The following is a 21786-nucleotide window of genomic DNA, read 5'->3' on the forward strand; positions in this document are numbered from 1 at the left end:
ATACCAACAAAATCTCACTGTACCACTTTGTACTCAACACCATGTTTCTTCTCCAGAAGGTTCGCTTCCTAAATATCAGCCCCTGGCGGCAACTCCGAGGGAGGTGAACTACTGACGCCGCGGTGTTGACCGCAATCCCATGAGAGCTATGTAAATCCCATCTTTGTTTGTCATTGCGGCCGATGTGAATCAAAGTCGTGGGGTTTCACCCCCCCTGATTTTTTAATAAAGAGTCGACCAAGGAGGACTGCTCGTCCTATCCTCCTTCCTATTTATAAACAATCAACCAGGAGTTGAAAGCCCCTTCGGCAATTAGCGCGCTCTTATGCTATCGCGTCAGACGCTCGTCCCTGATTCGACTGACGCTATCTCGGCATCTGATAGGCAGGATGCCTGAATATCGTGAAGTGCATGGAGGCTCGAGAACTACCATGCCTCGATCACGCAACGAACGCAAATGCCCTGCGGCAACTCAGAGGGGAGGTGACCTTCTGTTGCCGCTGTGTTGGCCGCAATCCCAAGAGAGTTATGCATGTCCTATCTTTGTCTGTCATTGCGGCCTTACGGCCGAGGTGAATCAAAGTCGTGGGGTTTCACCCCACACCCGACCAAGGAGGATAGGGTTTTAACGAGCCACCCATTGTTAAATTTGCAAAGTGTATGCTTGTGAAAAGGCATACAGATTGCTAGATGGGTTGGCGGGATTAAGCATTGGCATGTAAGTGACCGTTGACGGCATGGATGCCGTCGTTGAGCCCTCATGGATGAGTTTATGGCGTGTCACTGGAATGACAGTGCTTAATTATCAGCGATGTATTGGTTAAGTTTGTGAATGACTTAAACAAAAAGGCGCCTAAGCGCCTTTTCTATTTAAGTTTTGATAAAAACCAAAATCTGATTAAACAATCAAATGATACTCATCTTTGAGTATCTTAATGATATCTGCCTTTGGATTCGCTGGCAGTGGGATTGGGGCGCCAGTCACTTTCTCGGCAACGCCGGTATAAGTGCGTGACACTTGCATCATGGCCTCTAATGGCAGGTCATTATCACGAGCTAGGGCTTCACGCTCTGGCATTCTGTCTTTATTTAGCAATACATCAGGATCGGGGAAATGATTTAGCAGGAACTGGCGGAACCCCTCTTTAGAGTTTTCTAAAATCTTGCCATCACGGTAGGCGGCGCCGTCCCAAATGCGTGATGAGTCTGGAGTACCGACTTCATCCATATAGATAAGTTTTGAATTACCGTCTTTGTCGGTGACATAGCCGAACTCAAATTTAGTGTCGACAAACACTTGATCAATGTCGGCCAGTGCTTTTGAAATCACCTTAAAGCCATCTTTTAACAGCTTCTCGTACAGGTCAATATCAGCAAGCTTTTCAAAGCCAAAGGCTTGGTAGTTGGCTTCGATATCGGCTCGGCTGATGTTCACATCATCTTGGGCGGGTACGCCTGGGATGCCGATTAAAATACCCTTAGTCGATGGGGTGATTAATAGCTCTGGTAGCTTTTGATCTTTTTCTAAGCCTTCAGGCAGTGTGATGCCACAGAATACTCGCTCACCTTTTGAATAAGCGCGCCACATTGAGCCGGTGATGTACTGGCGACAAATGGCTTCAACTTTAATTGGGCGGGCTTTTTGTACTATCCATACGAACGGGTGTGGGATATCTAAAATATGGCTGTCGGCTAGACCGTTTTCGGCGAACAGTTTAAACCAATGATTAGAAATCGCGTTTAATGCCGCGCCTTTACCGGGAATACCTTTGAGGCCGCCTTCACCGTGGAAGATGCAGTCGAAGGCCGAGATACGGTCGCTGATCACCATGATAGCAAGCGGAGTATCTTCAGGGACGTTGTAACCCTTAGTAGTAATTAAGCGGCGACTGTCAGCATCGGTGAGCCAGTAAACGCTGCGAACCTTGCCGCTGTGGACTGGGCTGTCGGTGCGGATAGGCAAATCGTTATTGATAGCTAATACGGAATCAGCAAGACTCATGACGAGTATTCCTTAGGGTAGAGAGTGTAGGGATTAGGTTTTTATAAGTATCGGTTTGCAGATGGGCAGTGGTGTTAGTAACAGCCTGATTCATTGCAACCGCTTTATTATTTGCGCTTGGCTTAGGGCGTAAAGCGCTGAGCCAGTTTGCGGGATTTGATGTTAAATTTTCAGCAGTAATAATCTTATTGGTGAGCGGCGTTTGAATGGTGTCTGCAGGAGATAATGCTTGAGGAAGAGCAAACGCAAAGCAAGGTTGGCACCACATTGAGCGTGGTTCGCAGGGGGCGATTGCCGTAGTATTTTGCTCGAAAATGCTCACCATTAATCCGAGAGAACCTTGTTCTAGACTGCCGCGAAAAAGTGGCGACATTCTACCTTTTTTGACCAAATTTGCCACGGCTATTTGTGTAGATGTGTGCGTTTTACAAGGTAATTAGGCTATGTCGCTAAATATTTCATCGGGTAAAACTGCGTAATAACATAAAGCGGTTGTATGATGGCGTGGAGATAGTCACACTTAAAATCATAATGGATTAAATGACTAAAATAAATAATATCAAGAGGATAGGCTGATATGTCGCCACTAGTAGGGCCCAGTGTGGCTTTTCAGGGTAATGATTTTTTATCAAAACACTTTAATGGTTTGTCCGAAATTGCACAGGAGTGGCAAGGAATAGAGTTTGAAGATTGCTGCTTTCAAGATTGTCATTTTAGCGAGAGTATTTTTCGTAAGTGTAAGTTTATCGATTGCCGCTTTGTGCGCTGTAACTTGAGTTTAGTTAAAGTGCCTCAGTGTCAGTTTAGCGGGGTAGAGTTTGAAGAGTGTAAATTAGTTGGCATAGATTGGACCCGCGCCGCATGGTCGCGTTTAGCCTTTGCTGCGCCATTTTCTTTTAAACAATGCATCTTGAATGACTGTTCCTTTTTAGGTTTGTCATTAGATGAAATCATCATTGAAGAATGCAAGGCCCATGATGTGGATTTTCGCGAGGGCAGTTTCAACCAAGCTAATTTCACCTACACGGATTTTAGTCATAGTCTGTTTGGTCGTAGCCAGTTACTTGAAGCCGATTTTAGTGAGGCCTCCAATTACGATATCGACATTTTTAACAATAAAATCAAAGGCGCTAAGTTTAGCCGCGACGAAGCGATTCGGCTGCTCAACTGCCTCGATATAGAACTTGTAGATTAAAATGTGGTTGAATAAGTATTAACTAATTATTTTTAAAGTATTTTTATAATTTTTTATGTTTATCAAAGGTGATTTTTTATAAAAAAATATCATCTTTTTTCTCTAAAAGCCCTCAGCAAGTCTATTGATCTTATTCACGTTTTTTTAGATTAATTTTAGCTTTTCGCTGCCTTAGATCACACCGAGCTTCCCCATGTGGTTTACCACAATACCCACCTACCTCTTTCGGGATAACAATCTCTGTGGATGAGCCGTGTATTCAGCGTATGCCGTGTATTTTGAAGATATGGTGGCGCTGTTTTAACGCTTTATAACTAAAAAAGTAATCAAATCAGTGAGCAAACCTCTGCTCGATGGCGCCATAAATGGCGACTGACGGGTGGGATGAGCGTGATGGAGGTAACCATGATTGAGCTTAATAGGCGGACCTTTTTAAAGGGAGCGGGGGCAAGCGGTGCAACGTGCGCGTTAGCCAGTTTGCTGCCCGGTAGCTTAGCCGCATTAGAGAATAAGCAGCTAAAGGGCATGGGCAAAGATATTGCCAGTATTTGCGAGATGTGCTCGACCCGTTGCCCGATTTCGGCGCGGGTAATTGAGGGTAAAAACGTTTTTATTAGTGGTAATAAAGCTGCTAAAGCCTTTGGCGGTAAAGTGTGTGCCCGCGGCGGCGCAGGCCATAGTTTATTGTACGATCCGCAGCGTATTGTTAAACCGTTAAAGCGGGTTGGCGAGCGTGGCGAAGGTAAATGGGCCGAGATTAGTTGGGATGAAGCCTACCGTTTAATTGCGGATAATTTAAATAAAATCAAAAAAGAATATGGCCCAGAGGCTGTGGCGTTCTCGTCTAAATCTGGCTCACAAGAAAAGCATTTGTTTCACCTCGCGACCGCTTTTGGTAGCCCCAATACTTTTACCCATGCCTCGACTTGCCCCGGTGGTTATGAGATTGCCGCTAAGGCCATCTTTGGTACTAAGGTTAAGCGCGATTTAAGTAATTCAAAATACATCATTAACTTCGGCCATAACCTGTACGAAGGCATCAATATGTCCGAAACCCGCGGCATGATGGCGGCGCAAATGGACAAAGGTGCCAAGCTGGTAGTGTTTGAGCCAAGATTCTCAATTGTGGCTGATAAGGCTGATGAGTGGTACGCCATTCGTCCCGGTACTGATGTGGCCGTTGCCTTGGCGTTATGTCATGTATTAATTGAAGATAACCTTTATAACAAGGCGTTTGTTGAACGCTACGTTGAAGGCTTTGAAGCCTTTGCCGCTGAGGTTAAAGCCTATACCCCTGAATGGGCTGAAACGATTTCTGATGTGCCAGCTAAAGATATTCGCCGCATTGCCCATGAATATGCCGCCAAGGCGCCCCATGCCGTGGTGGATTTTGGCCATAGAGCCACCTTTACCACCGAAGAGTTTGAGATGCGCCGCGCCTTGTACGCCGCTAACGTCTTGATTGGTAATATTGAGCGCAAGGGCGGGATTTATATCGGCCAGAAACCCGGTGATTACAACAAGCTTGCCGGTGATGCGGTTGCGCCCGTATTGGCAAAACCTGGCGTGAAAGACATGCCAAAACCAGCAGCGAAACGAATCGATCAAGTGGAAGAACAGTACGCCATGATGTGGACATCGGGCGGCGTTTACCAAACCATTCTCGATGCCACCTTAAGCGCTGTGCCTTACCAGTTACACGGCTGGGTGATGTCACGCACTAATCCAATGCAAACCATGACAGACAGGGCGCGCGTTGTTGAAGCCATGAAAAAGCTCGACTTTATCGCCGTGTGTGATGTGTATATCAGCGAAACCGCCGCCTATGCGGACGTGATTTTACCTGAGTCAACTTACCTTGAACGTGACGAAGAAATTGCCGACAAATCCGGTAAAAATCCCGCCTATTATGTGCGCCAACGTGTGGTTGAAACCTTAGGTGATACTAAGCCTTCTTGGCAGATCTTTAAGGATGTGGGTGTGGCTATGGGCCTTGGCGAGTTCTATCCATGGGAAAACATGGAAACCCTGCAAATGCTGCAGGTGAACCGCGACACTGACCTGCTGCGCCGGATCAAAGACGAAGGTTTTGTGAGCTTCGGTAAGCCAATTATGTTGTGCGAGCCTAAGATGGTTGCCGAGTTTATTAAGGCATACCCCAATGCGCGACCTGCCGATGAAGACGGCACTTTCGCCAGTGCACTCACCTTTAAAACCCCGAGTGGCAAGATTGAACTCACCTCCGCGAAAGTCGAAGCCATGGCACCGGGCCGTGGGGTGATCAAGTTCCGCGAAGTGCATCTTAAAAAAGCAGATGAGTTGTACTTTATCCAAGGCAAAGTGGCGGTGCACACCAATGGCGCCACCCACAATGTGCCTATGCTCGCGAACTTGATGTCGGATAACGCTGTGTGGGTTCACCCCGTCACTGCGGGCAAGTTAGGGATCAGCAATGGCGACCCAATCCGCCTCACCAGCAGTGTTGGCACAGAAGAAGGCCATGCCTTAGTCACGCCGGGCATTCGCCAAGATACAGTGTTTGCTTACATGGGCTTTGGCTCTAAAAACAAAGAGTTGGTCAGAGCAACGGGCAAAGGTATCCACTGCGGTAACTTACTGCCGCACGTGACGGCTCCTGTGTGTGGCATGACTGTGCACACCACGGGCGTTACGCTGGCAAAGCGCTAATCGGAGGCTTAAATGAATAAACGATATGTAATGGTGCACGACGAGAATAAGTGCATCGGCTGCCAAGCCTGTAACGTGGCGTGTCGCAGTGAAAATGGCGTACCCGAAGGCGTAACTCGTCTGCAAGTGCGTGTGGAAGGTCCCTTTGGTGAGATGCCCAATCTGCATTTCAAATATCACAGGGTATCTTGCCAGCAATGTGAAGATGCACCTTGCGTTAAGGTGTGCCCAACAGGCGCGGCCTATGTGGGTGAAGATGGCATTATCTCTATCCATACCGAGAAGTGTGTCGGCTGTATGTACTGTGTGGCAGCGTGCCCTTATAAAGTGCGCTTTATGAACCCAGAAACCAAGGCGGCGGATAAGTGTAACTTCTGTAAGGATACGCGTTTAGCGCGTGGCGAAGAACCTGCCTGCGTAACGGTATGTCCAACCGATGCCTTAGTGTTTGGCGATGCTAATGATCCACATAGTGAAGTCGCCATCATGCTCAACACTAAAATAACCTATCAAGATAAAACCCATTTAGGCACTAAGCCTAGGGTTTACCGCGTTCCTACCAAAAGAGGGGGGATTGGATTATGAACAACACTTGGGGCGATATGGCGCAATATGATCCCGTCACTTGGCACTGGGTCATCGCCGTCTACTTATTTATGGCGGGTTTATCTGCCGGCAGTTTATTGATTGGTATAGGTTTACGCTGGGCGAATAAGGAGCTGAGCGTCGGTGCAGAAAGCAGTATTCTCAAAGCGGCGGCCATTATTGGTCCTGTGGCGATTAGCTTAGGCTTGGCTTGCTTAGTGTTTGACTTAACCAAGCCGTTCCACTTCTGGCTGATTTTAATTCACTATAACTTCCAATCTGTGATGGCGATTGGGGTGTTAGCGCTACTGGCTTATTCGCCCTTAGCTTTCGCCTATGCGGTGATAGTGTTGCGTGATGACTTACCCAAATGGGGTTTGGGTTTTCTCGCCCCCGTCGCTAAGTTACTGATGCCATTTCGAAAGCTGATTGAAGTGCTGCTGTTTGTCCTCGCGATTGGCGTTGGTGCTTATACTGGCTTTTTAATTTCGGCGATGAATGCTTACCCAATGCTCAATACTGCGGTATTACCGGCACTGTTTTTAGTATCAGGTCTATCAGCGGGAGCCGCGGCGAATGCGCTATTGGCATTAGTGATGTTTAAAACCGATAGCCACGATAAAACCTTAGTCAAGATGCATGGTTTAGAGTTACCCGTAATGGCGATTGAAATTCTGTTACTGTTCATGCTGTTTTGCGCCTTGTACTTTAAAGGCGGCGCGGCGGCTGCGGCGTTAGCATCGTTAAGTTCTGGTTTATGGGCTAGCGTGTTCTGGGTAGGCGTTGTTGGAATTGGCTTTGGTATTCCGCTGCTGTTTATGCTGTTACCTGCTGCAACTCGCCACACTAAGGGGGCAATGATTATGGTGGCGTGTGCTAGCTTGACGGGTGTACTCGCCTTAAGGCACTTTATTGTGTACGCAGGGCAAAGCTATTTAAGCTGAGTGTTAACGTGATTTAGATATTGATGGATAAAGAAAAGCACTGATAATCTCAGTGCTTTTTTATTACCAGAATGCAAAGGTATTTTACCTGTAAAGGACAGCTTATTGCGCTAATAGCTCAATAACTGATTTCACCGTTAATACTAAGGCACTAATACTGCAAAGAATCAAAGTTGCCATTTTAGTCTTATCTTTATCGACGCGGCCCACTAATCGCCCTGCGACCAAATAACCTAAAATCACCGAAGGTAGTAACATTAACGATAACCACAGATGCTTTAATTCTAATAAGCCAGTGATAGCCAAAATAGCCATAGCGATGGCGGAACTAAAAATAAAGAAGGCTGATAGGGCTGCGCGAAACTGTGAGGCATCTTTACCTGCTAACAGTATCGCCATTGGTGGGCCACCAATGGCGGCGATATTACCGAAAATTCCTGAGATGACCCCTGCACCGAAAAGCGTTTTTTTATTCACAGGCAGGCTAAATTTGTACAGGCTAAGAATAACCGCTACCGTCACAATGGTGGCAATGGACAAACCTAATATTGGTTGCGGTGCAAACAACAACAGGCTCGCGCCGATAAAGCCACCGGGCACTCGGCCGATGAGAGCATATTGCAAGCCATTGAATTCTAAATTGCCACGCTCGCGCATTAAGGTCAGTAGGGCGATAGTGAACCCCATAGCGATTACAGGACCAGGTACGAGCTGCGGATCGACAATATACAATAACGGGCTGGCGACAACCGCAAGGCCAAATCCAATCAAACTCTGGGTTATGGCACCAAGAAACACTACCACCGAGGCTAAAATAAGTGTTTGTGGGTCTATCATTGAAAACATAGGATTCCTACATACTCAAACACTCTTCAAGATGTTGAAACATGTATCTTGAGGATATTTGGGTATAAACAAAAAGGGATCGATAACGATCCCTATTGATGAGTACTGTGATCCTGAATGCGATGAGTCGCTATTCCATATCTTCCCACTCGATTCCCATTTGATCCATCAATAGCTTGGCTTCAGCAGGAATACTATCGGGGCTGTCTTTTGACAAATCTTCATCATTCGGCAATGGCTGGCCGGTATAGGCGTGCAAAAATGCCTCACACAACAACTCGCTGTTGGTGGCGTGACGCAAATTATTGACCTGACGACGAGTTCGTTCGTCCGTAAGGACTTTAAGCACTTTGAGCGGAATAGACACAGTAATTTTTTTTACTTGTTCATTCTTCTTGCCATGTTCAGCATAGGGGCTGATGTATTCCCCATTCCATTCAGTCATTGACTCACCTGTTATAACGCTAAATTCGGGGCAGATTTTAAACCCTTACCAACAACAGTCAAATTATTGCGACTATTTCTTTGTGATGCAAATAGATTTCTTTATGTTTAGACGTCTAAACGTCTTTAAATTGATTGACGATAGCGTTGAACTTAGGTACATTTAGACGTCCAGACATCTATATCTGTCTACCGAATTTAGGAGCCCATCCATGGCAGAACGTCAATTAGCCACACTGGCAGTGCGTCAGGGTATCGAAACTGATACTCAATATGGTTCAGTAGTGCCACCGATTTATTTGTCGACTAATTACGCCTTCGATGGTCATAAAAAGCCCCGTGAATTTGATTACAGTCGTTCAGGTAATCCTACTCGCTGTATTTTAGGCGATGCGTTAGCGCAATTAGAACATGGCGCCACAGGCATAGTAACTTGCACAGGAATGGCGGCTATCACTTTAGTCACCACCTTGCTGGGGCCTGATGACTTATTAGTTGTGCCCCACGATTGCTACGGCGGCTCGTACCGTTTATTTATCAACTTAGCCAAAAAAGGCCAGTTTAAGCTAATTGTGGTTGACCAAACCGACAGCCAAGCGTTAGCGATTGCGATAGCACAAAAACCAAAAATGGTGTGGCTCGAAACCCCATCGAACCCATTATTGCGCGTGGTCGATATTGAAGCCATTGCCAAATTAAGCCACGACGTTGGCGCGCTGGTGGTGGTCGATAACACCTTTTTATCGCCGATATTGCAACAACCCTTACAGCTTGGCGCTGATATCGTGATCCACTCCACCACTAAATATATTAATGGTCACAGCGATGTCGTTGGCGGAGCCGTGGTCACCAAAGATGCACAAATCGGTGAAAGCTTACATTGGTGGTCGAACACGTTAGGCTTAACGGGGTCGGCTTTTGACAGTTACTTAACCCTGCGCGGTCTGCGTACTTTAGCGGTACGTATTCGTGAGCATCAAGCCAATGCGCAGCGTATTGTTGCCGTGTTAACCCAAAGCCCTGTGGTGAGCAAAGTCTATTATCCTGGTCTTGTGGATCATCCCGGCCATGCAATTGCAGCCAAGCAGCAACAGGGCTTTGGCGCTATGCTAAGTTTTGAGCTCAAGGGTGGCGAGGCCGAAGTTGTGGCCTTTTTAGGTGCGCTCAGTTTATTTAGCGTGGCAGAAAGTTTAGGTGGTGTGGAAAGTTTAGTGGCAGTGCCTGCGACTATGACCCACAGAGCCATGGAGCCGCAGGCGCGTTTTGAGGCTGGCATAAAAGAGACTCTATTGCGTCTGTCAGTGGGGATTGAAGATGCCGCTGATTTAGTTGCAGATATTCAAGCAGGACTTGTCGCAGCTGCGGCTTGTTAGTAGAGGAATAATCGATGGCACGTTGTCACTTACACAAATTTGGTGGTTCCAGTTTAGCGGATGCCGATTGTTATCGCCGAGTCGCCCATATTCTATTAACCCACGGTCATAGCGATGATTTAGTGGTGGTGTCTGCGGCGGGTAAAAGCACGAATTTCTTGTATAAATTACTGTCGCTGCGTGATGCAGGACAATTATGGCAAGAAGAGTTACAGGTCTTAATCAGCTACCAACAAGGTTTAATTGAGCAACTATTATCCAGTGAGCAAGCCCGCGATTTACGTGAGCGTTTAAGTACCGATAGATCGCAATTAGTGACCCTGTTATCTCTTGAACAGCATAACGAATACCAAGTGAATTATGTGGTCAGTTTTGGCGAGCGTTGGTCGGCTCGTTTGATGGCGGCGCTGCTGCGCGAATCTGGTGTGGCCGCAAGCCATGTGGATGCCTGTTCCATTTTAATTGCCGATGAAGCCGCAGTACCGCAAATTCGGCTGCAGGAATCCCGCGCTAAAGTACACGCATTATTAGCAGCGCACCCAAATGAACGACTAGTTATAACAGGGTTTATTTGCGCCAACGAGCGTGGTGATACGCTATTACTTGGCCGTAACGGCTCAGATTTTAGCGCCAGCCTGATTGCTAGCCTTGCCGATATTGAGCGCGTGACCATTTGGACCGATGTAGAAGGGGTGTTCAATGCTGACCCGAATAAGATCAACGACGCTAAGTTATTGAAAAGCATGTCACTTGCCGAAGCCGACCGTCTAGCGCGTTTAGGCTCGCCAGTATTGCATTGCCGCACTTTGCAGCCGCTATTTAATACCGAAGTGAGTTTAGCGGTGCGCTCAAGTTATGCCTCGCACACTGATTTTACCTTAATCGCGCCCCACAGCTCGTCGGCGAGTGCACCGGTAGTCACTAACCTCAATACTGTGGTGCTATTTGGTTTTAAATTTACTGGCAAGTTAACTCATTTATTAGATTTATTGATAGCCGCGGGTTTAACACCATTGGCTCATTGGACGTCTGCCCATCAAAGGGTGGAGCTGGCCTATACCGCTGAGAATCAAAAACAAGTTCAAAGATTACTCGACGCCGAGGCACAAGCATTAGGGATCAGCGAGCAGCAGATCAACACAGATCTCGGCCTAGTGGCATTAGTCAGTGCCGATGCCGAACATTATCGTCGTAGCTTTGCCCGATTACTGAGTCGTGACGCTAAACCTTTGTTTAGCGGCGACTTAAGTTTAGTAACTTTAGTGCCGCAGTCGCAGGTCAATTTGTTAACCCAAAAGGTACATCGCCGCTGTGCTGGGCCGCGTAAACGCATTGGCGTGTTATTGCTGGGTGTGGGCAATATCGGTGAGGCGTGGGTTGATTTATTTAAGTCAGTTTCGCCATCTCTTGACCGTGAACTCGAAGCCAGTGTTGAGTTGGTCGGCTTAGTTAGTTCGAGTAAAGCCTTGATTAAACCCGCAGGGATTAATCTCGCGGCGTGGCAGAGTGAGTTTAATACCGAGGCAACGCCGTGGCAGTACGAGCATTTGTTCGAACAATTAGAACAGGTTAAATGTGATGAGCTGGTGGCCTTAGATATCAGTGCCAGCGCCAGTTTAACGCTGCAATATCCTGAGTTATTTGAGCGCGGCATTCATATTGTCAGTGCCAATAAACTCGCAGGCTCAGGCCCATTGCCTTTCTACCGTGAGTTAAAGCAGCAGTTAGGTAATCGCCGTTTATTTTGGCGCTATAATGCCAGTTGTGGCGCAGGTTTACCTATTCAACATGCGCTCAATGATTTGCGTAACAGCGGCGATAGTGTTGAGGCCGTGGGCGGGATTTTTTCTGGCACCCTGTGTTGGTTATTTGAGAAATACGACACCAGCAAGCCATTTTCTGAATTAGTGATTGAAGCCAGAGGGTTAGGTATCACTGAGCCGGATCCGCGCGACGATCTGTCAGGTCGCGATATGCAGCGTAAACTGCTTATCTTGGCCCGTGAGATTGGCCTTGAAATAGAGCTTGAAGATATTGAACTACGCTCACTCGTACCAGCCGACTTGGCCGATATTCCCTTAGATCAATTTATGGCTCGTATTGGCGAGTTAGATAACGATTTACTGCAGCAATATGGCGCAGCGGCGGAGCAAAATAAGGTACTCAGATACGTGGCATCTTTAGATAATAGCGGCCCGGAGTTAAAAGCCGAAGTCGGCTTGCAGTGGATTGATGTCCATCATCCCTACGCTAACTTAACCCCAGGCGATAACGTGTTTGTGATCCGCAGTGTCTTCTACCAAGGTAACCCGCTGATCATCCGTGGACCGGGTGCAGGACGCGAAGTGACCGCGGCGGCAGTGCAATCAGATCTGACACAGATCTGTCGCGATCTGCTACAGGAATAGCCGAGAGTGATCGAAGCAGCTTACTTATTGAAGGACTCATTCGAGTCCTTTTTTATTGGCTAAAATAAATTACTGCATCGCAGCTAATAAAATCCGCGAAGTGGGCATTTTTTGACTTGACTTACATCTTAGTTTCTCTAGTATATGGACATGTAGACGTCTAAACGTCCATTTAAACTAATTCATATTAGCAAAGAGTAGCGCCAAGGGCGGTTGAGGAAATACACATGGCTTTTCATCACGCACAACATTCACAGTCGCTAAACCAAAGCTTATCGGAGCTTAATGGCGATATTAATGTTTCTTTTGAGTTTTTTCCGCCATCGACCCCCGAAATGGAACAAATTTTATGGAACTCAATCCGCCGTTTAGAGCCACTCAAGCCTAAGTTTGTGTCAGTAACTTATGGCGCTAACTCTGGTGTGCGCGATCGTACCCACGGCGTGATTGAACGTATCCAGCAGGAAACTAACCTTGTTGCAGCGCCGCATTTAACCTTAGTCGATGCCAGCGATGAAGAGCTATTAGAACTGGCTAAGCATTACTGGAAATCGGGCGTGCGTGACATAGTGGCGCTACGGGGAGACTTACCTGCTGGTAGCGCAAAACCCACCCGTTTTGCAGTTGATTTAGTACGTTTGCTGCGCTCAGTGGCCGACTTTGATATTTCTGTCGCCGCGTACCCAGAGGTACATCCCGATGCTAATAATGCACAGGCAGATTTAATTAACCTTAAACGTAAGATTGATGCGGGGGCTAGCCGCGCCATTACTCAGTTTTTCTTCGATGTGGAATCTTATCTGCGTTTTCGTGACCGCTGCGTTGCTGCGGGAATCGATGTTGAAATTGTGCCGGGCATTTTACCTGTGACCAATTTTACTCAGCTGAAACGTTTTGCGGGTATGACTAATGTGTCACTACCAGGTTGGCTACATAAGCAATTTGAAGGTTTAGAAAACGATGCGGGTACGCGCCAATTAGTCGGTGCAAACGTGGCGATTGATATGGTTAAGGTGTTGTCTCGTGAAGGCGTGAAAGACTTCCATTTTTATACGCTAAATCGCGCCGAATTGACCTACGCGATTTGCCATACCTTAGGCGTGCGGGTGTAATTTGCTATAGATGCAGGAAATGTCAGATAAAAAAACGCCGCAATAAATGCGGCGTTTTTGTTTTTAGGCGAATAATCGCTAAATCTTAAATTGTGCTAATAGAATTTGTAAACGTGCAGATAGTTGTGCCAGTTCGTCGCCCGCCTGCGCCGTTTGCTGTGCGGCTTGGGTTGAGCTATTGGCAATATCGTTGATGTTATTTACGTTTTGATTAATTTCTGCCGAGACAGCACATTGCTCATTTGCAGCGCTGGCAATTTGAATATTCATTTGGCTAATGGTTGATACTGCATGCGTTATCGCTTCGAGTGACTCACCGGCTTGATGCACCTGAGCGACACAATTTTGCGTCGTAGCGGTACTGGTCTTCATGGCGGCAACGGTAGACTTGGCTTTATGTTGCAAGACTTCAATCATTTGCTGAATTTCAGAGGTAGAGGTTTGTGTACGGCTGGCAAGGGTACGAACCTCATCGGCCACGACGGCAAAGCCTCGCCCTTGCTCGCCCGCTCTAGCGGCCTCAATTGCTGCATTAAGTGCGAGTAAGTTCGTTTGATCGGCAATATTACGGATAACGACTAATACTGAATCAATTTCATTGGTGTTACGTTCTAAATCATCGATTGCGCTGGCAGCATCTGCAATCTCCTCGGCGAGGATGTTAATCGTCGCGACAACTTTTTGTACCACCAATTTACCTTGCTCTGTGGATTCATTGGCGTGGTTAGCGGCATCAGCGGCATCGGTCGCGTTTTGAGCGACTTCTTGAACTGTGGCTGCCATTTCGTTCATGGCGGTGGCAACTTGCTCGGTTTCGAGATACTGACGATGCGCCATTTGCTGGGTTTCTCGCGTAATACCCGACATTTCTTCGGCTGAGGTTGCCAGTAAGCTTGTAGAGTCAGAAACTTGCGTAACAGTCGTATGAATTTTCTCGACAAAACGGTTAAACGCTTGCGCTAACTCGGCAATTTCGTCCTTAGTGTTTACCGCAATTCGACGTGTTAAATCGCCTTCACCTTCAGCTATATCGTTCATGGCAGACGTGGTTTCTGCGATAGGACGAGTAATACTTTTAGCGATAAACCAAGCGATACCCGTACCGACAAAGAGCGCGGCTAAACCAATGAGCAGTAGTTTTAAACGGATATTAGCAATAGCTTGCTCTGTGTGCGTTCTGTCCATCGCAATATCAAGTACCCCAAATATTTGTCCTGAGTAATCTTTTATGGCGTGACGATATAGTGCGTAGGAAGTGTTGTTTAAGCTAATGGTGCGAATGATTTCACTGCCTTGCATAACGCTTTTAAGCTCACTAACTGCTTGAGTATCTGGCGTAAAAGTAGCTCCAAAGGGTTTAAATCCACTACCTTCGGGTAATAACAAAGCAATATCTGCTTGGTAGGCCTGTTTAAAGTTATCAAAGAAAGGTTGCCCAAATGACATGCCCAATTCGACTGAGCCCGTATGTTTCCCCTGATAATTCATCGGCACTAAACCACGGATACCTAAGCCTTCAACACCGTATTCTAAACCGCTTAATGAGTGTTTTTGCGTATTGGTTTCAACAATCGTTTTACGGATAGCACTGAGATCATCACCGAATTTTTCTGGGCGATGCACTCGTAAAAAAGAGGTCGCGGGTGATGTGTGAAATTGAAACTGCTGTACATTGAACTCTTGCTTAAGTTGTTTAAATATCGGCAAGGTGCGCGCAGCGAGTGCATCACGGTTTTGTTCGGCAAAGTCACTTTGAATTTCAGGCGTTAATGAAATAATTGTTGCCATCGCCTGCGCAAGTTTACCCGACGAAGTGATTTCAGCAACGGCGGTTTCATATAACTTTTGCAGCTCTCGTTGTTCGGCCTTTTCAACTTGATTGCTGAATTCTGACAGTACGATCGGTAGAATAAATCCCATCATTGCTAACAATAATAAGCAGATGCCAATTACGATCCTCGAGCTAATTTTTAGGTTTATCACGGTAAATTTCCCAGTTGGATATATCAATCTTATTTAACTGTTTGCAATTATAAATATGTAGTCATTGCACGTTTGCGATGGCATAAGTCATTTTAACTGATATTTTTTATTCGTGGTCATTTTGTGAACTGTAGCACACAAGCTTTTTTGATTCTAAATATTTACTTAGCAGGCTAAGTAAGTATAATGCTTAGCATGCTAAGTAAATGGATGATGACATGCACACTGAACTAGAGCGGCTTAAAGAGTTATCGCTGGCAGAAAATCTAGGACGTTTACATCGGCTATGGCGCACTGTGGCTGATATTGAACTCGCACCGCTAGAGTTAACGCATCCACGCTGGACGGCGCTCTGGAAGCTATTGCGCTTAGGTGACAATGTGAGTCAGAAAGTGCTCGCCGATGCACTCGAAATTGAATTAGCGTCTTTAATGCGCACCTTAGGTCAATTAGAGGAGCAAGGGTTAGTCAGCCGCCATAGTTGTGAAAAGGATAAACGCGCAAGGATTGTGAGCCTGACGCCAGCGGGGCGTGCTGTGTTAACGCAAGTAGAAAAACGGATTATTCAAGTACGTAGTGAATTGCTAACGGGCATTAGTGCCGTTGAGCTTAATGAATTTGAACGCATTATTGGACTAATTAGCCATAACGCGTTAGCGAAAATGGCCACCGCGCCGGTAATAATTGAGTGAGAAAAAGATGACACCGGATCAACAATTTGCCCGCTTAGTTAAAATAGCTATGCTCGGTTTCGTGCTGATATTTGGCTATTTTATGTTTGCAGACACTGTGATGCCCTTAACACCTCAGGCCATGGCGACTCGTGTGGTAACTAAGGTCACCCCGCAGATCAGCGGTAAAATTCACACCATAGCCGTGACGAACAACCAAGCTGTTGCTAAGGATGATTTACTGTTTCAAGTCGATCCCGCACCCTATGAGTTAGTGGTATTTCAAGCTAAATTGGCCTTAGAGCAAGCCCGCCAAGACAATGCAGAGTTAGATGCCTCATTGCTGGCAGCGAAGGCCGAGGTTGATGCCAACAAAACTACCTCACAGCAGAAACGCAGTGAAGCTAAACGTCTCGATGCCCTGTATGACACCCATGGCGTATCGCAGCAGCAAAAGGAGCTAGCCGATAGTGATGCCGCTGCTGCCGAAGCTAATTTACTGGCCGCCAATGCGCGTTTAGAAAAACTTAAGGTGAGCCGCGGCAGTTATGGCGAAGAAAACCTTAAGGTGCGTCAGGCACAAAACCATCTCGCTCAGGCCGAGCTCAATCTGTCATATACCCAAATCCGTGCCGATCAGGACGGAATAGTGACGAACCTGCAGTTAGAAGTCGGTAGTTTTGCGACTGTGGGGCAACCTCTGTTAGCTGTAGTGTCAGATAAAGTTGATATTATTGCTGATTTTCGTGAAAAAAGTTTACGCGGCATTACTGCCTCTTCTATTGCTTTGATTGCCTTTGATGGTGAACCTGGCCGACTTTATCGTGCGCAAGTGAGTAGTGTTGATGCAGGGGTGAGTGCAGGGCAGTTTGATGCGAATGGTCGTTTAGCTGCGCCACAAGAATCAGATCGTTGGGTACGCGATGCGCAACGTTTAAGGTTGCACTTAGTATTAGAGGGTAATGCATTGAATAACTTACCCGCCGGAGCGCGCGCGACGGTACAGCTACTACCTGAAAATAGTCTATTTAGCCTGTTAGCTAAGCTACAAATAAAAGTCATTAGTGTGCTGCATTATATCTATTAAATTTATGCTTCATGTTGGCCGCGGAAATAGGTTATTTCTAAAAAACTGACTTAATTATTGGGTTCAGCTTTCCCCTAAATGTAGGGGTTTTACCCCAAGCATGATCAATTTAAATGAGTTGTAATGTAGATGAGTACCAATCTAGGTAAGCTGCACTGTGGATATAGATTTACGATGAAAATAAATTTAATACAAGGCGAGCTGTATGTTGTTATTACGCCATAGTCCACTGACTGCCAACGATTTACGCCAGTGCTTACGCATTGCAACCGGAGGCACCATTGGTTTTACCCTGTGCAAAATTTTTGGCTGGAGTAATGGCGTATTTTTTACGGTCACACCTATGCTATTGCTTGGATTAGTGCCGGTGATGAGCGGCCATGCTATGCGTCAGCTATTAGCTTCATCGGTAATGGCGGGTATTGAAGTCGGATTACTCGGTGGTTTTTTTGGTAGCCATCCAGGATTAATGACGCCGATTGTTTTTTTACTGTTTTTATATCGTTTTGCCGCCATGTCACGCGGCAGTTTATTTCTATTTGGTGCCAATGGTGTGCTGAGTTTGAGCATTATGCTGCATTTTGCCAGCTACCCAAATACCGATTTAAATGACTTAGTATTCAGTAATTTCTGGGCCACGGTACTCTCAGTGGTGATAGCTTATTTAATGATGGCACTTTGGCCAGATGTAGAGCCCAGAGCGGCTTATAAGCCTGGACCTAAGGCGCCACACCGGATGCGACATGAGGCGTTGCTTGGGGCCAGTATTGCGACGGCTTCCTTTCTAATATTTCAAATATTCGATTTACGAGACTCTATGTCAGCCCAAGCGACAACTTTATTATTGTTGTTTCCTATGCATTGGGATGGCGCCTTAGATTACGCCCGTAAACGTGCCATTGGTACGTTACTTGGTGTGTCATTTGGGGTGTTAGTACAGTTGTTTCTTTATGATTGGTCTGGGTTATTGCTATTGATTGTGCCCTTGTTGTGGATAGGATTAATGCTATTTAGCCAAGCACACGTTAGAGAAGCCAATGGCTCAGGAGTTGGGTTTGGTGCGCTGACAACCTTAGGTATTCTATTTGGGCAATATCTTACTCCAGGCAATGATCTTATCTTTAGTGCCCTTTATCGGATGAGCAGTATTTTTATTGCCATCGTCGCCACATTATTTATGTGTTATTTAATCCATAAAATATTGAATCGTTTTGAATCAACTCGTTTTGGTTATTAGTGTGTATTAAACTCAGGGTGAGATTATGCTTTGTAAATTCTCTTAACATTTAGCTTTTTTGTTCTTTAATCGACTTAATGCGACAGTATTGATTTATATAAATCATCCATAATTGAATGAAATTCGTTCGACTGGATAGGTTTGTTAACCAATCTAACAATGTATAATCCGGCCCTGGTATTAAACTAGTGCGACTATTTTGCAGTTGATGACTGCAAAAAATAAATCAATACGTTTTTTACTGCATAATAAATAAGATGTAATTGTATTTTATGCTTAGCTGAAAATAAGCATAAACAATAATAACCACCTATGCTTTAGAGCTTCACCCCTTTTGAAGGAACGCAAATGAAGATTAACACATTGGTCATTAGCCTGACGCTTGTCAGTGGCTATGCTGCCGCCTCGGATGCTCCTGTGCAACCCACAGGCGTTATGCCTCCATCAGCACAACTTTGTGTGAGTTGTCATGGCGCACAAGGTGAGGGTATTGAACCGCTTGGTCCTCGATTGGCTGGACTCTCATCGGAATACATTTCAACGCAGCTACACCATTTTCAAAAGGGCATACGCCAAAATGCCACAATGATGCCAATGGCAATGACGCTTCAAGGTGACGGGATTGAGCAAGTCGCCAGCTATTTTTCAGCCCAGCAAGTTAAGACCCAGGTTACGCCAGTGATCCGCGGTAAACAGGTTACTTTTGCTGACGATACTGCACGTTTAGCTTACCAAGGTGATTGGTCTCGTGGTTTACCAGCCTGCGTGACATGTCATGGTCCTTCGGGATTAGGCGGTGGTTTATTTCCTCGCTTAGCAGGTCAACAAGCCAGTTATATCAAAACACAGTTATTGGCATGGCAAGATGGCACGCGTAAAGGTGATGTTGATGGCATGATGGCGAATGTGGCCAACAAGCTTACCGCTGCTGAGGTTGACGCCTTAGCAACTTACTTTGCCAATTTGAAATAAGGAACCGGCCATGAAATATTCTGCAATGTTATTACTGGCTGCGACGGGATTATTTACCCTTCAGGCGCAAGCATCTTCAACGGAACAGGCACCAGAGCGTCCTGATAAACAAGCACCGTTACCTTCTTTCCCTAAAATGCCAGAGCAAACCTATTTAACGCCTAGACCTTTAAGTGCAATCCCTGATGGGGCTTTTGGCGATAAGGTGCGTTTAGGTTATCAACTGTTTGTTAATACGCAGCAGCTGCGCGACAAGTATGTGGGTAATGAACTTAACTGTACTAATTGCCATATGGATGCTGGCCGCAAGGCTAATGCCTCACCGTTATGGGGCGCGTATTTTGCTTATCCGGCGTATCGTAAAAAAGACGATAAAGTCAGTAGCTTTGAAGAACGTATCCAAGGTTGTTTTAACTATTCGATGAATGGTAAAGCACCAGCATCAGGTAGCCCTGAGTTAGTGGCACTTTCTGCCTACGCTTATTGGTTAGGTATGGGCGGCTTGATGGATGAAGCCAAAATCAGTGGTCCAGTCCCTGAGCTGAGTGATACTGAACTGCTTAAAGGCGCCAAACGTGAAGATTTCCCACTACCTGAGGGATTAGCTAATGTGATGACCGTTGAGCAGCGTGCCAACTTGCCGGGTCGAGCTTATCCTGAAATACCAAAACCTGAACTCGCCTATTCGCCAGAACGGGGTAAAGAGGTGTATGTAGCCCATTGCCAAACTTGTCACAGTGTTGATGGTCAAGGTCAAGCGATTGCTGGCGTGTATGCACTACCGCCGCTGTGGGGACCTCAAAGTTATAACTGGGGTGCGGGTATGCACAGAGTTAACACCGCTGCATTTTTCATTTATGAGAATATGCCCTTTGGTAAGAGCATGCAGTTGACTCACCAACAAGCTTGGGATGTTGCCGCTTATATCAACTCCCACGAGCGTCCACAGGATCCGCGTAGCAAGGGCGATGTGAAGCAGGCGCAGGAGAAATACCACAATGACAGTGACTATTATGGGCTGAGTGTTGATGGCAAAGTTTTAGGTACTGAGTCTTACCCTGTTTTTCCTAAAAAGTCATAGTTGAGCCGCTGAGATTAAGTGCTCGTGTGATGTTATAAAGCGAGTGAATAAGTTAGACAGAAAAGCCAGCAAGTATTTAGCTTTGCTGGCTTTTTTATTGGTCAATTCTACTGAGCGCTCTGTGATTTCAGGGTATTAGTACTGAGTGGTTTAGCCCGCTACTATCGGCTTGTCATGGCATTCGCTCGTCGACTCGCAGCCAGTCCATCCTTGGATGCTCGACCGCCCCGTCCATGGGGCGGACGGTCGTCTCGCAAATCACCATGACTCGCCTTTCGAGCATTAGTGTCATCTGTTGATCTAAAGTACACAGAGAATTTAGTTATGGGTGGCTTGTCAATGTATGTTGTTGAAAGTATTTATTATTTTTGTAGCTAGACAAAGTTCCCAAACCATACGATGGAAAGCCCGCGGATATAGACGGGAGTATGGTTTTTGACCTTATTTGTATGTCTGGAGCATATTGTTTCCTTCATGAAATTAAACACATTATGTTTGGCAAATCTGACATCAAAATCTCAATCCACGATGAAGAGATGGAATGTGATAAGTTTGCTAGTGAGTTTTTGTTATCTGGGGCTGAAGAATATTCTTTGGCTAATGGCTATGATTCTAAAATAGTTTCTTCAAAACGAGCTATGAGCATAGCGTTGTCATCATTCTATTTGTTTGTAATTACTCCAAAAGGAAACTGGAAGGGCACAGATACACATCCATCAATTAAAGACCGCATTCTTACTCTATCGAAGTATACAAAATTTGATGGGAATGACTATTTTTGGCAATACTTTGCTGGCTTATCTTTAGCGTTGATGATGCGGAATAATATACAAATAGAGCAACAAGTTGTTGTTTGCCACAAGACATTTTGTTTATTGATGATTGAACTGTTGGATAAAGCTATATAACGTTGCTCATGCACTTAAACGGGCGTTAAGTTTCAAGAGGTAACTATGGACGAAAGGTTTCAATCTTGGGTTGCAATGGCTAGGGTCTGTTGATCTTTCGAGAGTGATTTTTAGACAGCATGGCAAGACGTTATAATTTGCTTCGCCAAAAGTAACCATAACCTCAAGCCATGCCAAGACTTATGCTAACCGATGAACGCTGGGAAAAGCTATTTCATTTAATGAAAAGCACAGGCCGTGTTTATGACAA

At 45.9% G+C, this 21786-nt stretch carries 17 protein-coding genes and 2 pseudogenes; 14 read left to right on the top strand and 5 right to left on the bottom strand.

Going from position 1 to position 21786, the window contains the following annotated elements; all coding sequences use genetic code 11:
• Nucleotides 1-898: 898 nt before the first annotated feature.
• Both ACRN9H_RS12310 and ACRN9H_RS12315 read right to left on the bottom strand, forming a co-directional pair.
• Nucleotides 899-2002 carry a phosphoribosylaminoimidazolesuccinocarboxamide synthase gene (locus tag ACRN9H_RS12310; RefSeq protein ID WP_432314033.1) on the bottom strand — a complete coding sequence of 368 codons (1104 nt, stop codon included), beginning with the start codon at nt 2000-2002 and terminating at the stop codon, nt 899-901.
• Entirely contained in the window at nt 1989-2375 is a 387-nt protein-coding gene (locus ACRN9H_RS12315) for a hypothetical protein (protein WP_432314034.1), read from the bottom strand. The genes ACRN9H_RS12310 and ACRN9H_RS12315 overlap by 14 nt, the downstream gene beginning before the upstream one ends.
• Before the next feature lie 204 nt (nt 2376-2579).
• Between ACRN9H_RS12315 and ACRN9H_RS12320 the strand changes: the two genes are divergently transcribed.
• The 4 genes from ACRN9H_RS12320 (at nt 2580) to nrfD (ending at nt 7414) form a co-directional block, all read left to right on the top strand.
• On the top strand, nt 2580-3197 hold the full coding sequence (locus ACRN9H_RS12320) for a pentapeptide repeat-containing protein (RefSeq protein WP_432314036.1): 618 nt from the start codon (nt 2580-2582) through the stop codon (nt 3195-3197).
• Between the two features lie 405 nt (nt 3198-3602).
• Nucleotides 3603-5885, top strand: coding sequence for a thiosulfate reductase PhsA (gene phsA, locus ACRN9H_RS12325; protein ID WP_432314037.1), 2283 nt, complete (start codon nt 3603-3605; stop codon nt 5883-5885).
• A gap of 12 nt (nt 5886-5897) precedes the next feature.
• Nucleotides 5898-6470: a 4Fe-4S dicluster domain-containing protein gene (locus tag ACRN9H_RS12330; protein WP_432314039.1), complete on the top strand. Its 573-nt coding sequence runs from the start codon at nt 5898-5900 to the stop codon at nt 6468-6470.
• Nucleotides 6467-7414 carry an NrfD/PsrC family molybdoenzyme membrane anchor subunit gene (gene nrfD, locus ACRN9H_RS12335; RefSeq protein WP_432314041.1) on the top strand — a complete coding sequence of 316 codons (948 nt, stop codon included), beginning with the start codon at nt 6467-6469 and terminating at the stop codon, nt 7412-7414. The genes ACRN9H_RS12330 and nrfD overlap by 4 nt, the downstream gene beginning before the upstream one ends.
• 102 nt (nt 7415-7516) lie before the next feature.
• Here nrfD and ACRN9H_RS12340 read toward each other — a convergent pair whose 3' ends face one another.
• Nucleotides 7517-8260, bottom strand: coding sequence for a sulfite exporter TauE/SafE family protein (locus ACRN9H_RS12340; RefSeq protein ID WP_432314043.1), 744 nt, complete (start codon nt 8258-8260; stop codon nt 7517-7519).
• Nucleotides 8261-8390: 130 nt separating this feature from the next.
• Nucleotides 8391-8705 (bottom strand): met regulon transcriptional regulator MetJ, encoded by a 315-nt coding sequence (metJ, locus tag ACRN9H_RS12345; RefSeq protein ID WP_220774330.1) that lies wholly within the window; start codon nt 8703-8705, stop codon nt 8391-8393.
• Between the two features lie 211 nt (nt 8706-8916).
• Here metJ and metB point away from each other — a divergent pair, with 211 nt between their 5' ends.
• The 3 genes from metB to metF all read left to right on the top strand — a co-directional run bounded on the left by metB (nt 8917) and on the right by metF (nt 13597).
• Nucleotides 8917-10077, top strand: coding sequence for a cystathionine gamma-synthase (gene metB, locus ACRN9H_RS12350; RefSeq protein WP_432314044.1), 1161 nt, complete (start codon nt 8917-8919; stop codon nt 10075-10077).
• 14 nt (nt 10078-10091) lie between these two features.
• On the top strand, nt 10092-12485 hold the full coding sequence (locus ACRN9H_RS12355; RefSeq protein WP_432314046.1) for a bifunctional aspartate kinase/homoserine dehydrogenase II: 2394 nt from the start codon (nt 10092-10094) through the stop codon (nt 12483-12485).
• Between the two features lie 227 nt (nt 12486-12712).
• Nucleotides 12713-13597, top strand: coding sequence for a methylenetetrahydrofolate reductase (gene metF, locus ACRN9H_RS12360; RefSeq protein ID WP_432314047.1), 885 nt, complete (start codon nt 12713-12715; stop codon nt 13595-13597).
• Between the two features lie 78 nt (nt 13598-13675).
• Here metF and ACRN9H_RS12365 read toward each other — a convergent pair whose 3' ends face one another.
• Complete coding sequence (locus ACRN9H_RS12365; protein WP_432314065.1) at nt 13676-15577, bottom strand: methyl-accepting chemotaxis protein; 1902 nt, start codon at nt 15575-15577, stop codon at nt 13676-13678.
• Between the two features lie 221 nt (nt 15578-15798).
• Here ACRN9H_RS12365 and slyA point away from each other — a divergent pair, with 221 nt between their 5' ends.
• From slyA to ACRN9H_RS12400, 7 genes and pseudogenes are all read left to right on the top strand, one after another.
• Nucleotides 15799-16272 (top strand): transcriptional regulator SlyA, encoded by a 474-nt coding sequence (gene slyA, locus ACRN9H_RS12370; protein ID WP_432314049.1) that lies wholly within the window; start codon nt 15799-15801, stop codon nt 16270-16272.
• Nucleotides 16273-16279: 7 nt separating this feature from the next.
• Nucleotides 16280-17338 (top strand): HlyD family secretion protein, encoded by a 1059-nt coding sequence (locus ACRN9H_RS12375; protein ID WP_432314051.1) that lies wholly within the window; start codon nt 16280-16282, stop codon nt 17336-17338.
• A 208-nt stretch (nt 17339-17546) separates the two neighbouring features.
• On the top strand, nt 17547-18575 hold the full coding sequence (locus ACRN9H_RS12380) for a DUF2955 domain-containing protein (RefSeq protein WP_432314067.1): 1029 nt from the start codon (nt 17547-17549) through the stop codon (nt 18573-18575).
• A gap of 348 nt (nt 18576-18923) precedes the next feature.
• Nucleotides 18924-19547: a c-type cytochrome gene (locus ACRN9H_RS12385; RefSeq protein ID WP_432314053.1), complete on the top strand. Its 624-nt coding sequence runs from the start codon at nt 18924-18926 to the stop codon at nt 19545-19547.
• A 10-nt stretch (nt 19548-19557) separates the two neighbouring features.
• The gene (locus ACRN9H_RS12390; RefSeq protein ID WP_432314055.1) at nt 19558-20628 is read left to right on the top strand and encodes a c-type cytochrome; all 1071 of its coding nucleotides are present in this window, start codon (nt 19558-19560) and stop codon (nt 20626-20628) included.
• A 392-nt stretch (nt 20629-21020) separates the two neighbouring features.
• Nucleotides 21021-21536: pseudogene (locus ACRN9H_RS12395) on the top strand (hypothetical protein); the annotation flags it as partial.
• A gap of 170 nt (nt 21537-21706) precedes the next feature.
• Nucleotides 21707-21786, top strand: a pseudogene (locus tag ACRN9H_RS12400) (IS5/IS1182 family transposase); the annotation flags it as partial.

Origin of the sequence: Shewanella sp. MF08487 (assembly GCF_050848685.1) — a bacterium.
In the GTDB taxonomy this organism is placed as follows: domain Bacteria; phylum Pseudomonadota; class Gammaproteobacteria; order Enterobacterales; family Shewanellaceae; genus Shewanella; species Shewanella glacialipiscicola.

Coding starts and splice junctions, on each gene's coding strand:
- ACRN9H_RS12310 (WP_432314033.1), bottom strand. CDS start 2,002: ATGAGTCTTGCTGATTCCGTATTAGCTATCAATAACGATTTGCCTATC.
- ACRN9H_RS12315 (WP_432314034.1), bottom strand. CDS start 2,375: ATGTCGCCACTTTTTCGCGGCAGTCTAGAACAAGGTTCTCTCGGATTA.
- ACRN9H_RS12320 (WP_432314036.1), top strand. CDS start 2,580: ATGTCGCCACTAGTAGGGCCCAGTGTGGCTTTTCAGGGTAATGATTTT.
- phsA (WP_432314037.1), top strand. CDS start 3,603: ATGATTGAGCTTAATAGGCGGACCTTTTTAAAGGGAGCGGGGGCAAGC.
- ACRN9H_RS12330 (WP_432314039.1), top strand. CDS start 5,898: ATGAATAAACGATATGTAATGGTGCACGACGAGAATAAGTGCATCGGC.
- nrfD (WP_432314041.1), top strand. CDS start 6,467: ATGAACAACACTTGGGGCGATATGGCGCAATATGATCCCGTCACTTGG.
- ACRN9H_RS12340 (WP_432314043.1), bottom strand. CDS start 8,260: ATGTTTTCAATGATAGACCCACAAACACTTATTTTAGCCTCGGTGGTA.
- metJ (WP_220774330.1), bottom strand. CDS start 8,705: ATGACTGAATGGAATGGGGAATACATCAGCCCCTATGCTGAACATGGC.
- metB (WP_432314044.1), top strand. CDS start 8,917: ATGGCAGAACGTCAATTAGCCACACTGGCAGTGCGTCAGGGTATCGAA.
- ACRN9H_RS12355 (WP_432314046.1), top strand. CDS start 10,092: ATGGCACGTTGTCACTTACACAAATTTGGTGGTTCCAGTTTAGCGGAT.
- metF (WP_432314047.1), top strand. CDS start 12,713: ATGGCTTTTCATCACGCACAACATTCACAGTCGCTAAACCAAAGCTTA.
- slyA (WP_432314049.1), top strand. CDS start 15,799: ATGCACACTGAACTAGAGCGGCTTAAAGAGTTATCGCTGGCAGAAAAT.
- ACRN9H_RS12375 (WP_432314051.1), top strand. CDS start 16,280: ATGACACCGGATCAACAATTTGCCCGCTTAGTTAAAATAGCTATGCTC.
- ACRN9H_RS12385 (WP_432314053.1), top strand. CDS start 18,924: ATGAAGATTAACACATTGGTCATTAGCCTGACGCTTGTCAGTGGCTAT.
- ACRN9H_RS12390 (WP_432314055.1), top strand. CDS start 19,558: ATGAAATATTCTGCAATGTTATTACTGGCTGCGACGGGATTATTTACC.